13 protein-coding genes are annotated in these 14,241 nt (G+C 65.3%); 8 read left to right on the forward strand and 5 right to left on the reverse strand.

The genetic code is table 11. The features are described from left to right. Positions 1–21: 21 nt before the first annotated feature. Both ACSU1G_RS25665 and ACSU1G_RS25670 read left to right on the forward strand, forming a co-directional pair. Positions 22–597 (forward strand): dihydrofolate reductase family protein, encoded by a 576-nt coding sequence (locus tag ACSU1G_RS25665; protein ID WP_439282954.1) that lies wholly within the window; start codon positions 22–24, stop codon positions 595–597. A gap of 111 nt (positions 598–708) precedes the next feature. Next, a complete protein-coding gene (locus tag ACSU1G_RS25670) occupies positions 709–2,073 on the forward strand; it encodes an FAD-dependent oxidoreductase (RefSeq protein ID WP_439282956.1) in 1,365 nt (454 codons plus the stop codon). Here ACSU1G_RS25670 and ACSU1G_RS25675 read toward each other — a convergent pair. The 4 genes from ACSU1G_RS25675 to ACSU1G_RS25690 all read right to left on the reverse strand — a co-directional run bounded on the left by ACSU1G_RS25675 (position 2,030) and on the right by ACSU1G_RS25690 (position 7,256). Further along, the gene (locus ACSU1G_RS25675) at positions 2,030–2,683 is read right to left on the reverse strand and encodes a Pr6Pr family membrane protein (protein ID WP_439282958.1); all 654 of its coding nucleotides are present in this window, start codon (positions 2,681–2,683) and stop codon (positions 2,030–2,032) included. The two genes, ACSU1G_RS25670 and ACSU1G_RS25675, sit on opposite strands and share 44 nt — an antisense overlap. Positions 2,684–2,733: 50 nt before the next feature. Continuing rightward, positions 2,734–4,116, reverse strand: a complete 1,383-nt coding sequence (gene mgtE, locus ACSU1G_RS25680; protein WP_439282960.1) for a magnesium transporter — start codon at positions 4,114–4,116, stop codon at positions 2,734–2,736. A 299-nt stretch (positions 4,117–4,415) separates the two neighbouring features. Then, the gene (locus tag ACSU1G_RS25685; RefSeq protein WP_439282962.1) at positions 4,416–5,762 is read right to left on the reverse strand and encodes a DUF222 domain-containing protein; all 1,347 of its coding nucleotides are present in this window, start codon (positions 5,760–5,762) and stop codon (positions 4,416–4,418) included. A 141-nt stretch (positions 5,763–5,903) separates the two neighbouring features. Next, positions 5,904–7,256, reverse strand: a complete 1,353-nt coding sequence (locus ACSU1G_RS25690) for a DUF2252 domain-containing protein (RefSeq protein ID WP_439282963.1) — start codon at positions 7,254–7,256, stop codon at positions 5,904–5,906. A gap of 158 nt (positions 7,257–7,414) precedes the next feature. Here ACSU1G_RS25690 and ACSU1G_RS25695 point away from each other — a divergent pair, with 158 nt between their 5' ends. From ACSU1G_RS25695 to ACSU1G_RS25710, 4 genes are read left to right on the forward strand one after another with little or no spacing between them, the layout of a single operon-like run. Next, positions 7,415–8,341, forward strand: coding sequence for an ABC transporter ATP-binding protein (locus ACSU1G_RS25695; RefSeq protein ID WP_439282965.1), 927 nt, complete (start codon positions 7,415–7,417; stop codon positions 8,339–8,341). Beyond that, on the forward strand, positions 8,338–9,183 hold the full coding sequence (locus tag ACSU1G_RS25700; RefSeq protein WP_439282966.1) for a hypothetical protein: 846 nt from the start codon (positions 8,338–8,340) through the stop codon (positions 9,181–9,183). The genes ACSU1G_RS25695 and ACSU1G_RS25700 overlap by 4 nt, the downstream gene beginning before the upstream one ends. Before the next feature lie 38 nt (positions 9,184–9,221). Then, positions 9,222–10,457, forward strand: coding sequence for a sensor histidine kinase (locus ACSU1G_RS25705; protein ID WP_439282968.1), 1,236 nt, complete (start codon positions 9,222–9,224; stop codon positions 10,455–10,457). Further along, on the forward strand, positions 10,457–11,140 hold the full coding sequence (locus tag ACSU1G_RS25710) for a response regulator (protein ID WP_439282970.1): 684 nt from the start codon (positions 10,457–10,459) through the stop codon (positions 11,138–11,140). Before ACSU1G_RS25705 ends, ACSU1G_RS25710 begins: the two co-directional genes overlap by 1 nt. 1 nt (position 11,141) lies before the next feature. Here ACSU1G_RS25710 and ACSU1G_RS25715 read toward each other — a convergent pair whose 3' ends face one another. Then, positions 11,142–11,729: a hypothetical protein gene (locus ACSU1G_RS25715; protein WP_439282972.1), complete on the reverse strand. Its 588-nt coding sequence runs from the start codon at positions 11,727–11,729 to the stop codon at positions 11,142–11,144. A gap of 131 nt (positions 11,730–11,860) precedes the next feature. Here ACSU1G_RS25715 and ACSU1G_RS25720 point away from each other — a divergent pair, with 131 nt between their 5' ends. Together ACSU1G_RS25720 and ACSU1G_RS25725 are read left to right on the forward strand one after the other, a co-directional pair. After that, positions 11,861–13,048, forward strand: a complete 1,188-nt coding sequence (locus ACSU1G_RS25720) for a glycosyltransferase (RefSeq protein WP_439283132.1) — start codon at positions 11,861–11,863, stop codon at positions 13,046–13,048. A 3-nt stretch (positions 13,049–13,051) separates the two neighbouring features. Beyond that, positions 13,052–14,239, forward strand: a complete 1,188-nt coding sequence (locus ACSU1G_RS25725; protein ID WP_439282974.1) for a glycosyltransferase family 4 protein — start codon at positions 13,052–13,054, stop codon at positions 14,237–14,239. The last annotated feature ends 2 nt before the right edge of the window (positions 14,240–14,241 follow it).

Here is a 14,241-nt window from a genome sequence, read left to right on the forward strand (position 1 = left end):
GCACCTGTAGTTATTGGAGAAATGATGCGAGAACTTACCTATTACGTCGCCGTGAGCATCGATGGGTACATTGCCGGCCCCAACGGAGAATTCGATCGGTTCCTCGTCGAGGGGGATCACATGGTCGGAATCGTCGAGAAGTACCGGGGCACAGCACCGACCGTGCTCGCCGAGAAGTTCGGCTTCCCGATCGACGGCGGTCCGTTCGACACCGTGCTCATGGGCTGGAACACCTATGCGGTCGGCCTCCCCGATCTGCCCGACCCCTACCGCCACCTCCGGCAGATCGTCTTCACACGCGGACATGACGCCCCGGAAGGATCCGACGGCGTCGAGTTCACCGATCGCGATCCCGTCGAGGTCGTGCGCGAACTCAAAGCGGAAGAGGGCAAGGGGATCTGGCTCTGCGGAGGCGGCTCGCTTGCGGCCGTGTTGCGCGACGAGATCGACCGGCTGGCGCTCAAACGCAATCCGGTTCACTTCGGCGATGGCATCCCGCTGTTCGAAGGGCGAGGCTACGCACCCGCCGACTTCCGCCCCACCGCGATCACGCCGTACGAGTCTGGAGTCGTGCTCGCCGAGTACGTGCGCAGCTGAGCGCCGTAGTTTCAATGAGCGCAAATGGCTGTATCTGGATGCCGGATGCAGCCATTTGCGCCTGTCGAAGGAGCGGAGAAACCCAGCCGGAACCGGTAGTGTGGCGACACCATGAGGATGACGCGTCGCGAGCTGCTGATCGGCGCCGGAGCCGGCGCCCTCGGTGTGCTGCTCGTATCCTGCACGCCGGAACCGAAACCCACGCCGACCCCGACGCGCACGCCGTCTCCGCTTCCCACGACCAATGTGCCGGCTCCCGCCGCGAGCATCCGCAGCACATGGTCAACGGATCCGTTCTCGCGCGGCGCCGTCAGCTACACCCGCATCGGCGTGCAATCGGCCACCCGTGAGACTCTGACAGAGCCTGTCGAAGGGCGGCTGTTCTTCGCGGGTGAGGCGACGGATGCCGAAAATCCTGGCACCATGCGCGGTGCGATCCACTCGGGTGAAAGCGCAGCGGTGCGCGTGCGCGCCACGGCAGGTCCTGGCGAGCGGATCGCCGTGATCGGTGCCGGGCTCGCCGGTGCAACCGTCGCCGCAAAGCTTGCGGATGCTGACATCGAAGTCACCGTGTTCGAAGCCCGCGATCGGGTCGGCGGACGTGTCCACTCGCAGCTCGACGACGACTGGCCGATGCCGATTCAACTCGGCGGATGGCTGCTCGGCGATGACCCGAAAAGCAGCCGCCCCATCCTCGACAGCCTCGAGACCGTCGACCTGGCATCCGCTCTCTGGCGCTCCCCGGAAGACGACCTAGACCCAGTCGGCAACGCACCGCTGGAGAAGGCGCTCGCCGCGGCCCAAGCCTTCCCGGCCGATGTCTCACTCTCCGAGGCACTGACGGAGACCGGCGCCGATCCTGAGGAGCCGGGCCTTGCCGCACTTCTCGCGTACCTCACCACCACCTCCGGCGCGGATGCCGACACCGTGTCAGCCTGGTTCCCACCGGCTCTGCCGAATCCTGCAAAAGCCGGCATCGTCAGTGATCTCGGCGCCGTGGTGCAGGAGATGCTCGACGGTGCGCAGCTGACCCTGTCGTCCGCGGTGACCCGCATCGCTTACGACGACGCCGGTGTCAGTCTGCGCCTGGGGACGGGGGAGTCGACCTCGTTCGATCGGGTGGTGATCACCGTGCCGCTCGGCGTGCTGCAGCGCGAAGGAATCGAGTTCGCGCCGCCCCTGCCGTTCCCGTACCGCGGCGCGATCAACGCGCTGGGTATGGGGCACATCGAGACGGTCTGGCTGCGCTACGACGAGCCGTTCTGGGACACCGAGGCGACGATCTGGCACGCTGTGGACGGCGACCAGCTGATCCGTACCTGGATCAATCTGCTTCCGGTTACCGGCGAGAACGTGCTGGTGGGAATCGTTGGAGGAACGGCCGCCGAGAAGTTCGCAGAGCTCGAAGAGGACGACGCTCTGGTGGCGGCTCTCACATCGCTGGATGCATTCCTGCCTTCCGGCGAGACGGACTGATCCGGCTGATCACCGCCAGCACCGTTGCGATGAGGGCGAAGATCGCCAGGGCGATGCCGCTGGTCACCAGGAACTCCCCGATCCCGCTGACCTGGCGCAGGTCCAGGAAGTAGTACGGATACCAGCCGATCATCGGACCCCGCCACATCGTCACCCCGCCCCAGACCAGGGGGAACACGAGAGAGCCGGGGATGATCCACCACGGCACCGACCGGTGTCCTGGTGTGAGCGTCCATGCGATCGCGGTGAGAGCCGGAAGCCAGAAATGCAACACCTGATCTGACCAGGGGACATCCACGCGGATGCCGCGGACACCTGCCTGCCAGACGATCAGAGCGAATGCGAGGCCCGCCGTGATCGTCCAGGTCAGCACCAGTGAGAGGGCGATGCTGAACCAGCGCGGATCTTCGTCGCGTCGGAATGCCAGGATGCCGCCGACAACGAGCAGCACGACGAGTGCGCAGTTCGACTCCACGGTGAGATAGGCGAAGAAGTTGCGGCCGGCGATGGTCTGCGAACTCAGGCCCCAGAACAGGCGGTGGACCAGCGCGCTCAGGCATACGACCGCCGTGACAAGACGAAGCACGCCGAACGTGATTCGTGCCTTCACTGTCGCCAGCCTCCCCTTCGACGTGGATCCACGCCATCCGGCGATTCTACTTAGATGCCCAGGATCGCCTTGGCGATGACGAAGTAGATCACCAGGCCCGTGGCGTCCACGAATGTCGTGATGAACGGGTTCGAGAACACGGCCGGATCCACGCGGATCATCCGGGCAACCAGCGGCATGATCCCGCCGATCGTCGCAGCTACGGTACACACCGCGACCAGCGTGCAGCCGATCACGAGTCCGATCTGCCAGTCGTACACGAGCGCCGTGATCGCGAATCCGAGCAGGCCCAGCAGCACTCCGAGCGACACGCCCACTCGCAGCTCACGACTCAGGACGCGCAGCAGATCTCGCGGCCGTATTTCACCGAGCGCCAGCGCACGCGTCACGGTGGTTGCCGCCTGATTGCCGGTGTTCCCACCGGTGCCGATCAGTAGCGGCACGAACAGAGCCAGCACCGTAAGTTGCTCGAGGGTCGCCTCGAACACCGACAACACCTGCACGGTGAGCGTCGCGCCGACAGCGAGCACGAGCAGCCACACGACACGTGAACGCACGATACGGCGGATCGGCGTCGACAGATACGGACGGCCGAGCGGTTCCACACCGCCCTGGCGCGCGGCATCCTCGTTCTCCTCGCGTTTGAGGATGCGCACGGCGTCGTCGATGGTGAGGATGCCGACCAGCCGGCCCTCGCTGTCGACCACCGGAACGGCGAGGAGACCACGGTCGGTGCAATCGCGGGCGGCGGTCTCGGCATCTGCGTCGGCGAGCGCGGTGTGCGCGTCCTGCATCATCGCGTCGACCAGGGTGTCGTCGTCGGCGGCGAGGAGATCGCGAAGACTCACGACGCCGACGACCCGTCGTGCGCTGTCGGTCACCGGAAGCGTGTAGATCGTCTCGGCATCGTCGATGCGAGCCCGCAGTCGTCTCAGCGTCTCGGCGGCGGTGAGCTCAGGGTGGGTGGTGACGTACTCCGGGCTCATTCGCCGGCCGATCGAGTCACGCGGATAGCCGAGCACGGATGCCGTGAGTTCCCGCTCGTGCGGCGAGAGCCCCCGGAGCAGGCGAGGAGCGACCGACGCGGGAAGCTCGTCCAACAGCCAGACGCGGTCGTCCGGATCCATCTCTTCGAAGAGCGCGGCGACCTCGGCATCCTGCAGTCCGCGCACGAGCTCACCCTGCAACTCGGGTGACAGGTCTTCGAAGACCTCTACCGCCCGCTGTTTCGACAGCAGCCGGTACACGATCGCGCACTGATGCGGGCTCAGGCGGTCGAGAACCTGCACCATCTGCCTGGTCGATATCGGTGAGAGCGCGGCGGATGCTGCGGCGAGATCTCGGCTCGACAGGCTCTGTTCGATGGTGTCGATGAGGTCTGTCGTTGCGGCAGGTTGTGTGGGGAGCGGCTGCGTAGGGGGCTGCGTGTTCATGGCGTGCGTCTTTCGAGCATGCCGACAGCGCATCGGAAGAGGCGCGCAGTCGACGGCTGGTCGGATGAGTCGAAGCCGGACAGCCGCAGATGCGCGTTAGAAGACGAGAGTCCCAGGTGCGAAGGCGGAGTCCGGAGGCATATGGCAACTATCACCACTCATGGGAGCACCACCTCGATTCCGTCGTCGTGGTCGCATGCGACCGGAGCATTGCGGGAGTGCCCGCGCCGCCTCGGCAAATCTAGCTCATTCGACTGGGAGGGTGCCGCTGTGCTCATGCGCTGTGCTCATGCGCCGTCTTAGGCGGCGATGTCGAAGCGCGCGCGTCCGCCGAGTCGTGGTGTGCGGCCGGGGTCGACGTAGGTGGGTGGGATGAACCAGACGTGTGCGGTGGTGCCCGTGCCGTCGATGCGGATTTCCCAGCCGTTGTCGTGAACGCGGTGGTGGCAGGTTTCGCAGAGCAGGATTCCGTTGGAGAGGTCGGTGGGTCCGTGGTCGCGTTTCCACCATCGCAGGTGGTGTGCTTTGGTCATGTCGGGTGGGAGGTTGCACATGGCGCAGCCGTCGTCGCGTTCGACGAGTGCGAGGCGTTGTGCTCGGGTGAAGAGGCGTTTGTGTCGACCCCAGTCGAGGATTTCGCTGTCTGCGCCGAGGACGAAAGGGATGATTCCTGCGCCCGCGGCCATCCGGCGGGCGGCACTGGCGCTGATGGGCTGGTCGATGCCATCGATCGTTGCCGTGCCCGTGCTCGTGTCGCCCACGAGGTCGGTGTAGTTGATGCGCACGATGACTGTTGCCCCGGCGACCGGGGTGCGTTCCTTGCAGCCGAGGACGTGGGAGCAGAACAGGGCGAGCGCGTCGGCGTGCAGCATGGCGATGGTGCGGTGGTCGGCGTCCGGTGCGTCGGGGTCGGGAGCATTTTTGCGTGCGGCGAACGCGGCGGTCACGTACCCGTGTAGTGCGGTGACGATGGGTGCGCCGGTTTCGACGTCGAAGTCTCCGTTGAAGCGCAGTCGTCCGCCGCGTTCGTAGAACGTCAGGGATCGTTTGCTGCGCTGATCGTCTTCACGCGGTTCGACGCCGTCGGGGTTCAGCCATGCTTCGGCGCGGACGGTGAGTCGGCGGACCTCATCGAGCGCGAGCCCGGGTGCAGCATCGACGAGCAGTCGCTCGCCCTCACTGATTCGTTCCACGCCGGCGGCGATGCGACACCGCTCAAGGACAGCGATGATCAACGCGGCGGCCTGGGCACTGAGCGTCCCTGCTTTCATCGACTCACGTACTAGCGGATACTTCGCCGGAAGCTTTGCTCCGAGGAGATCTGTGCGCATCGCGGTGGCCTGCCCGACCGTGATCAGCCGGGAGGCGTCTCCGGTCGAGATGCCGGTGGCGGCGGCGATCAGCTTCGCCGGGGTGCGGAACCCCTGCTGCTTCGCCAGCGAATCGGCCCCAAGCTCGGGCCGCGACTCGCTCGCGATCCCCGCCGCGACATCCACATGCACCGCATCCAACCGGCGCTGCACTACTCCCACCGCGTTCGTCACCGCGATCAACTGCTCCCGCGACAGCTCCGACGCATCCCCCACGCCCGCCCACGCCACATCAAGGCGGGATACCGCCTCGTACAGACCGGTCAGCTGTGACATGTCATCAGCTTATCGCGAAATCGTCGGCTTGTCGAATATTTGTTCTATGAAATCTTCAACAAGTTCAATGAAACTAATGGTTGCGCTGGTCGCGACGCGAGGTTACATTCGTCTTTATGTACTACAACCTAGCAGGAGGCGTCAGCCACCGTTCTGCTCCGCCAAGAACTCTCGGTAGTCGGCCAGCGATACTGCTGCGTACGCCCAACCCCACTCCAGCAGTGCCTCGGTCACGACGCGCCCGTCGCCGATGTATCCGGCAACCGCCGTGGCTGTCGCCGACTGGCCATGTGCACGCGCGAGCGTCGCCGCGCACGCCTGTGCGTAGGTGACGAACGGTCCGTCGTCGAGTTCTTCGACTTCGACGCCGCCCTTCATGTCGTGGAACTGCCGCACGTAATAATCGGCGTTCGGGCTCTGCACATGGCCGAGGAACGGATCGGACAGCGCCTGCAGGATTCGCTGCATCGCCACGACCCTGGCGCCCTCACCGGACGTCTTGATGAGCTCCTGCAGCACCGGCGGCTGCGTCACATGCCCATACTCGATCAGCACGCTCTGGCCCGCCTGCTTCGGTTGCATCAGAAGCGTGTGATCGTCACCGTCTTGCAACAGCACCAGATAGCAGCGGGTACCGACGCTGCCCACACCAACGACGCGGCGTGCGACATCCGAGACGGCGTAGTGGTGAAACAGCATGGCAACGTCGCTGTTGGCTGACCAACGGTAGGCATCGACGAGATCGTCGACCGCTGCGAGGACCTCCGCCTCAACCGGGGCGGTCGTCGGCGGCTGATGCACGAAATGGCGCCTACCCGTCCCATCCACCTGCGTGAGCCGGTGCACCGCGCGATCTCCGGTGCGGCGCTGGGCATGCTTCACTGCCTTGCGGATCGCGCGCCGCGCGTCGCTGTCGAGCAGCGTCTTGGTTGATTCGACGTCGAAGTGCGTGAAGTAGCGCTCGGTGGGACTGAGCGCGGAGTTGCGCCGGATGCCGCGGGCGTATGTCTTCACCGCTGTACGGATGGCGGCTTCGATCACGGCATCCACTCGGCCAGAAGCTTGCCCGCCGACCACGATGCTGCCGACGAGACGCTTCACATCCCACTCCCACGGTGCCCACGCGGCCTCGTCGAAATCATTCAGATCGAACATGAGGTCGCGTTGCGCCGATGCATAGAAGCCGAAGTTCGACACATGCGCGTCGCCGCAGGACGCGACCAGGATGCCGGAGTGCGGAGCATCCGCGAAATCGGCGGCCATGAGCGCTGCAGTCCCGCGATAGAACGCGAACGGACTGGCAGACATCCGTTCGGCGCGCAGCGGGACGAGCTCCGGCACCCGGTCGGCGTCCTGTGCGGCGAGGATCGCCAGCGGGAACCGTGATGTCGTCGACAGCACCGCGAGGTTACGGCGGGGCGTGCGACGGCGGGCATCCTTGCCTTTGTCCAGCAGCTCGGCGCGGGACGCGGGGCGTGAGAATTCGGTGCTCATCCGCTCATCTTGGCAGGGCGAAGTGGCAGCTGCGCCTACGTATGGCGACCGATCCGGGTGTAGACCTGGGTACTGGTCGCCGCCGAGGTCAGGACTTCTGGCCACTGCAGTCCTTCTGCATGTCTCCGTAGCGTCGAAGACATACGAAAGGTCTACTCATGATCAGAGCTCAATCCCTGACGAAGCGATACCGCGACAAGGCCGCCGTCAACGGAATCTCCTTCACCATCGAACCCGGAAAAGTGACCGGGTTCCTCGGCCCTAACGGTGCGGGGAAGTCCACCACGATGCGGATGATGGTGGGCCTCGACAAGCCGACCAGTGGCTCAGTGGAGTTCGCCGGCCGTCGGTATCAGGATCTCCCCGCACCGCTGCGCGAGGTAGGAACCCTCCTCGACGCAGGGGCGGCCCACAAACGACGCACCGCCTACAAGCATCTGCTGGCGATCGCCTCGACGCACGGTATTTCCGCTCAGCGCGTGCACGAAGTGATGGAGATCGCGGGAATCGAATCCGTGGCGGGCAAGAAGGTCGGCGGATTCTCCCTCGGGATGCGGCAGCGCTTGGGGATCGCATCAGCACTGCTCGGGGACCCGGGCACGATCATTCTCGACGAACCGGTAAACGGCTTGGATCCCGAGGGTATCCTCTGGATCCGTGCGCTCCTGCGCCGCCTCGCAGAGGAAGGGCGCACCGTTCTGCTCTCCTCGCACCTGATGAGCGAGATGATGCAGACCGCTGATCATCTGATCGTGATGGGGCGAGGTCAGATCCTCGCCGACGGACCGATCCGAGAAGTTGTCGCCGACTCCACCCAGTCTGTGGTTCGAGTGCGCACCCGCGACATCCGCCGCTTGACGACGCTGCTGACACTCCCTGACATCACCGTCACTCCCACGCCGGACGGGGCAGCGGAGATCATCGGGCTGAGCGCGGAGTTGGTGGCAGACGCGGCCTCCGCGGCGGGCATCGTGCTGCACGAAATAGTCACCGTCGAAGGCTCCCTCGAAGACGCATACCTCGCCCTCACCGCCGAAGCGATCGAATACCGGTCCACGACCACAGGAAATGGAACGAGCCGATGACCTCTCTCAACGTTCAGACCGAGTCCGCGACCGCTCGTCACGCTCGGGTGCATTTCTCGGATCTGCTTCGATCCGAATGGATCAAACTCACCAGTCTGCCTACGATGCTCCTGGCGCTCGGCGGAATCTTTGCCACAGGGGTCGGAGGTGCACTCTTCCTCAGCGTGACCCTGGCGTCATCTCAGCCGCCTTCCGTGCTCATCGTGGGGAACACCATGGGTGAGGTGACGGGAGGGATGGTCGTCCTCGGCCAGATCATCGCCGGAATTCTTGGCGTGATGGCCATCGGTTCGGAGTATTCCTCTGGCACGATCCAGCCGACCCTCCTGGGGTCACCGACGCGTCTACGTGTCCTGTGGGCCAAAACAGTCGTCGTCTTCATGTCCGTGACCGTCACCGCGGTCGTGACGGTGTTCACCGCGTGGGCTGTGTCATTCCCGTTCTATGCCGAGTTCGGTCTGCAGGTACCGTTGGGTACGCCGGGTGTGGGGGTGGCGATGTTCGGTGCCGCCGTCTACCTCGGCCTGGGTGCGGTCTTCGGACTGGGTATCGGCGCTCTGGTGCGGTCCACCACAGTGGGGTCGATCATCGTCTTCGTCGCCACGCTGCTCGGTCCTGTCATGGCCTCGGTTCTGCCCTTCGGGCTGTTCTCCAGGATCGTGCGCGTCAGTCTTCTCGGAAACGCAGGGGACGCGATGGCCCGCGTGGTGCCGGAGGGCGGACCATTCCTGGACGTGTGGACCGGACACATCAGCACGGAAGCCGGGTGGATCATCGCTAGCGTGTGGGCAGTGGTTACGCTCGCCGCAGGGGCGATCGTGTTGAAGCGAAGGGACGCCTGATCATTCGTAAAGATTCAGGGTGGGGTTCCGCTGCGGCGGTGCCCCACCCTGTTGTGCCCGAAACGCACATCGGAGGCGGAGATCGCGTCTCCTTCGCCGACATGATGCTTGTCGGCGCGTACGTCCTCATCGCCGTCGGCCTGGGTTGTCTCTCAATCGAAGCTCCGCATGACAGCCCTCTCTGGGTCATGCTGGTGCTTCTGGCCGGTGGTGTGGCGACGCTGCTCATTCGCCGCCGCTGGCCGGCCGTCGCCTTCACAGCAGCGCTCGTGCTGACCTTGCTCTCGTTCGCCGCGGGCAGTGCAGCCGAGGCCGCGCTGCTCGTCATCGCTCTCATCGAACTGGGTGTCACCCGCAGCGGGCGAGCCGCATGGCTGGGTTTCATGGCTACGGCGTTCGCTGGCATCGCCGGGGCCGGGATCCTCGCCAATCGTGCGCGTTTCGGCCCGGCTTTTTGGGGAGCGATCCTTCCCCTGGCCACGCGGGACCTCGTGCAAGCATGGTTGAGCAGCCTGACGATCATTGTGGTGATCGCCCTGATCGCGACGCTCCTCGGCGTGAATATCGGCCACCGCCGTCGCTTCGTCGCCACGCTCGTGGAACGTGCGGAGCAGATGAAGCGCGAACGCGACCAGCAGGCACGCATCGCGAGCGCGCAGGAACGCGAACGTATTGCCAGGGAGATGCACGATGTCATCGCGCACAGTCTGGCGGTCATGATCGCCGTATCGGATGGCGCGCAGGCCATTGCGATCCGACGGCCGGAAGAGGCGCAAGAGGCCATCAGGCGCGTCGCGGAGACCGGGCGTCGCACTCTCGACGAAGTGCGACTGCTGCTCGGAACCGTGCGCGGTGTCGACTCGGATTCGCTCCTGACAGCGCAGGCGCCACAGCCCAGTATCGAGCAGTTGCCTGCACTGATCGAGGAGTTTTCGGCTGCGGGACTCCCCGTGACCCTGGAGACAACCGGATCCGCTCCTGCGGACCCTGTGACACAACTCACGGTCTATCGAATCGTGCAGGAATCCCTCACCAACGTGCTTCGGCACGCGAATGATGTGCGAGGCGTGCGCGTGCTCGTTGTGCTTTCGACGACCATGATCGAGATCTCGGTGGAGGACTCCTCCGCCATCGCGGCGACACCGCGTGATCCGGGTCGAGGGCTGCTGGGCATCCGGGAGCGGGCCGCAATCTACGATGGGATCGTAGAAACCGGGCCTCGGAAGGCTGGAGGATGGCGCGTGTTCGTACGCCTCATGGTGGGGGAGAAGTGATGGCGGTCGAACGGACACGCGTGCTGCTGGTGGATGACCAGGAACTCGTTCGCTACGGATTCCGGCTCGTGCTGGAAGCAGAGGACGACATCGTCGTCGTGGGGGAAGCCTCGGATGGAGAGCAGGCGGTCATCTCCGCTGCCCGGCTTCAGGCAGATGTCGTGCTGATGGATGTGCGCATGCCGGGCATCGGCGGCATCACTGCTACCCGTCAGATCACCGCATCCTTCCCAGACACTCGCGTGATCGTGTTGACCACATACGATCTCGACGAGTTCGCGTTCGGCGCGCTTCAGGCCGGAGCCGCCGGCTTCCTGCTGAAGAGCACGCGGCCAGCAGATCTTGTCTCGGCGATCCGCACGGTGATGGCCGGTGATGCGGTCGTTTCGCCGCGCATCACCGCGAAGCTGATCGAGGTGGCCGTCCCCCATCTCGGAAGGGGAGCGCAACGCGGCGCAGATGAGGCGCTCGACGCCTTGTCGGAGCGCGAACGCGAGGTGTTCCTCCTGGTCGGTCGAGGACTCGCCAACGCCGAGATCGCGCAAACGCTGCACCTGAGTGAATCAACGGTGAAAGCGCATTTCGGTCGCATCCTGACCAAGCTCGAGTTGACGAGCCGGGTGCAGGCCGTGATCCGCGCCTACGAGCTGGGCATCGTCGGCGGAAGCACCGTCGCAGAGTAAATCAGGCCGGATCGATCCGCAGCACGCCCGGCGTCTCGCCACCCGTGACGTCGTCAGCGATGCGGATGCTGCGCGCCAGGTCGTCGAGCGCAGAAATCACCGTCGCGAACATCTCCCGAGAGCCGCCGACCGCCGTGAGAGTGATCAGGTGCGTGCCAGTGTCCCAGGTATAGGTGGCGAACGGGGGAGAGGACGGCTGCTCCGGGAAAGAGATCACCAGCTTCTCGCCGGCGCCGAGGCGGGAAGGAAACGATTCGGTGTCGTCGTACTCCATGGGCATCATCGCCCTGGCCCGGCGCACCTCATTGGTGAGCTCCTGAGTTGTCGCCATGGCGACGACGAGTTCAGGGTCGGCCTTCCACGTCCACGCCAGCACGCGCCCGTCGGCCCGCTTCATCATCGCCGGCGCGAGCTGGCTGATCGCCCACGCGCCGACACGCGTTCCGCGACGGGCGGTCCCGTTTCCTGCCTGCATGGCCTGGCCCATCAGCATCCGCAATGCCGCCTTGCGCTGGCGGCGTCCCTTCCAGCCGAACGATTCCGTCACGGGGATCCAGAGTTGGGGGTCTGCGGATGAGGCGATGCGCATGTCCCCACGGTAGAGGATGACCCTGCGTGAGCGCTCCGACCGCGGCTGGCCTCCGCGGCGCTGCAGGCCCCTCCGGTAGAGTTGCCAGCGCCCGGATCCGGGCCCTTTCTTGCCGCGTACCGTAAGGCTGCATATTCGTGACCTCCTCTGACGCTCCGTTGAAGATCCTCATCGGATGCGACACCTTCGCCCCTGACATCAACGGCGCCGCGCGCTTCGCCGAGCGCCTCGCGGCAGGGCTGGTGCAGCGTGGCCATGACGTACACGTCGTCGCCCCGAACACGAAGTATCGTCGGGCGACACCTGCAACAGAGGTCATCGAGGGCGAGCCGATGACGCTGCACCGCCTGCCTTCGGTGCGGTGGATGCCGCACGACTGGCTGCGGTTTGTGTGGCCGTGGCGATCCACGCACTACGCGCGCAAGGTGCTGGACAGCGTTAAACCCGACATCGTGCACATTCAGTCGCACATCATCATCGGCCGCGGTCTCGCGCACGTTGCCGCAGAGCGTGGCATCCCGGTCATTGCCACGAACCACGTGATGGCGGAGAACCTCCTCGACCACTCCATGTTCCCCAAGTTCATCGACGACCTCATACTGAAGTGGGCGTTGGGGGAGGCGAAGCGCACCTTCGACCTCACGCGCGCCATCACGACCCCGACGCGTCGCGCTGCCGACTTCCTCGAGCAGACCATCGAGGTGCAGGGCGTCATCCCGATCAGTTGCGGGATCGATCGCACGCAGTACACGCCGGTGATCGCCCCACGCGAGAAGAATCGCATCATCTTCGTCGGACGCCTGACGGCCGAGAAGCAGGTCGAGGTCATCCTGCAGGCGATGACGAAGCTCGACCCCGCATTCGAGACCACGTTCGACATCGTCGGTGGTGGCGACCAGCGCAAGAATCTCGAGCGGCTGAGTGCGGAGTTGGGTCTCTCTGACCGCGTCACCTTCCACGGCCGCACGACCGATGCGGAGCTGCGCGCGCTGCTGTCGCGCGCGAGCCTGTTCGTGATCGCCTCGATCGCCGAATTGCAGTCCATCGCGACCATGGAAGCGATGGCCTCGGCGCTGCCGATCGTGGCCGCGAATGCCGTCGCGCTGCCGCACCTCGTGCAGAGCGGCGAGAACGGGTATCTGTTCGAACCGGGCGATGCCGACGAGCTCGCGGCACGGATGACGGATGTGCTGACCACCTCGCCGGAAAAGTACGCGCGGATGCAGCAGGCGTCGCTGGACGGCGTACTCGTGCACGACATTAACCGCACCCTCGACACGTTCGAGGCTCTCTACCGCGACGAACCGCTGCCGGAGTAACCCATGCACATCGTCTTCTTCGGCGATCAGCACCTCGAATCCCTCGGTGGAGCGCAGGTGTCGATGCGGCTGCAGCGACGATTCCTCGAGCGTGCCGGTCATACGGTGACCGCTGTCGCGCCGAAGATGCATGCGCGTGGCCTCGCGACCACGGATCCTGGATATCTGGACACTCCGTCAATTCCGATCACCCTTGATCGTGAGTACTCGATGTCGTGGCCGGGGCGGCGTACCGACCGCTTTCTGGACCGTGCTTTCGCAACCCGGCCGCCGGTCGACCTCGTGCACGTGCAGGGTGACTTCTGGGGGGCGTTCATCGGGCATCGCTTCGCCCATCGTCACGGCATCCCGGTCGTGCACACCATGCACAACCGCGTCGATGTCGGGATGGCCGCGGTCACTCCGCTGCACTGGCAGGTGCTCGCCGTGCTGAACCTGTGGCGGCGCCAGACGATGCACGGCATCGGCTCGCGGGTCGGCGGAAACGACGGCTGGGCGTTCCTCCGCGGAATCGCGCAGGGATCCAGCGCGGTCACGGCGCCCTCTGGTCACTTCGCGCGCAGGCTCGAACAGCACGGGGTCTTCGGCAGCGTGGACGTGGTGTGGAACGGCATCGACGATGAGTTGCTGGCCCAGACACGTGTGGCCGAGCGTGATGCCTCCACCACGCGGCGCCCGCGTTTCGTGTGGCTCGGGCGGATGAGCCCTGAGAAGAGACTGCTCCCGTTCCTGGAGGCGGTTGTCGCATCCCAGGTGGACGCCGACATCGAGATCATCGGCGGCGGAGGGCAACTGCGCGCCGCAGAGAAGATCGCGCGCGGGCACGACGGGGTACGGTTCGCGGGACGGCTCAGCTACGCCGAGACCCTTGCCCGTATCGCTGCGGCGGATGCTGTCGTGCAGACTTCCATCGGTTTTGAGACTCAGGGAATGACGCCGTTCGAAGCGGCTGCCCTCGGCACGCCGACCATCGTCTGCGACCCGGACATCGCCGGGGAGCTGCGCGGCGGACTATGGGCAGTGCCGGGGCCTTCAATCACTGAGCTGTCCGACGTGTTGCGGCGCGCAGCATCCGACATCGTGGCGGGAACCGCACCGACACCCGACCCCGAGGTGGCAAAGGCCTTCCGCCAGTCATCGCGCACCGCGGCGATGATCGAGATCTACGAGCGCGTGCTCGGCGAGCGATGAAA

This window comes from Microbacterium sp. A93 (assembly GCF_051842835.1).

Bases quoted from the DNA above. Each gene is read 5' to 3' on its own strand.
- ACSU1G_RS25710 (WP_439282970.1), top strand. From the start codon at position 10,457: ATGGCGGTCGAACGGACACGCGTGCTGCTGGTGGATGACCAGGAACTC.
- ACSU1G_RS25695 (WP_439282965.1), top strand. From the start codon at position 7,415: ATGATCAGAGCTCAATCCCTGACGAAGCGATACCGCGACAAGGCCGCC.
- ACSU1G_RS25685 (WP_439282962.1), bottom strand. From the start codon at position 5,762: ATGTCACAGCTGACCGGTCTGTACGAGGCGGTATCCCGCCTTGATGTG.
- ACSU1G_RS25700 (WP_439282966.1), top strand. From the start codon at position 8,338: ATGACCTCTCTCAACGTTCAGACCGAGTCCGCGACCGCTCGTCACGCT.
- ACSU1G_RS25715 (WP_439282972.1), bottom strand. From the start codon at position 11,729: ATGCGCATCGCCTCATCCGCAGACCCCCAACTCTGGATCCCCGTGACG.
- ACSU1G_RS25725 (WP_439282974.1), top strand. From the start codon at position 13,052: ATGCACATCGTCTTCTTCGGCGATCAGCACCTCGAATCCCTCGGTGGA.
- ACSU1G_RS25670 (WP_439282956.1), top strand. From the start codon at position 709: ATGAGGATGACGCGTCGCGAGCTGCTGATCGGCGCCGGAGCCGGCGCC.
- mgtE (WP_439282960.1), bottom strand. From the start codon at position 4,116: ATGAACACGCAGCCCCCTACGCAGCCGCTCCCCACACAACCTGCCGCA.
- ACSU1G_RS25665 (WP_439282954.1), top strand. From the start codon at position 22: ATGATGCGAGAACTTACCTATTACGTCGCCGTGAGCATCGATGGGTAC.
- ACSU1G_RS25690 (WP_439282963.1), bottom strand. From the start codon at position 7,256: ATGAGCACCGAATTCTCACGCCCCGCGTCCCGCGCCGAGCTGCTGGAC.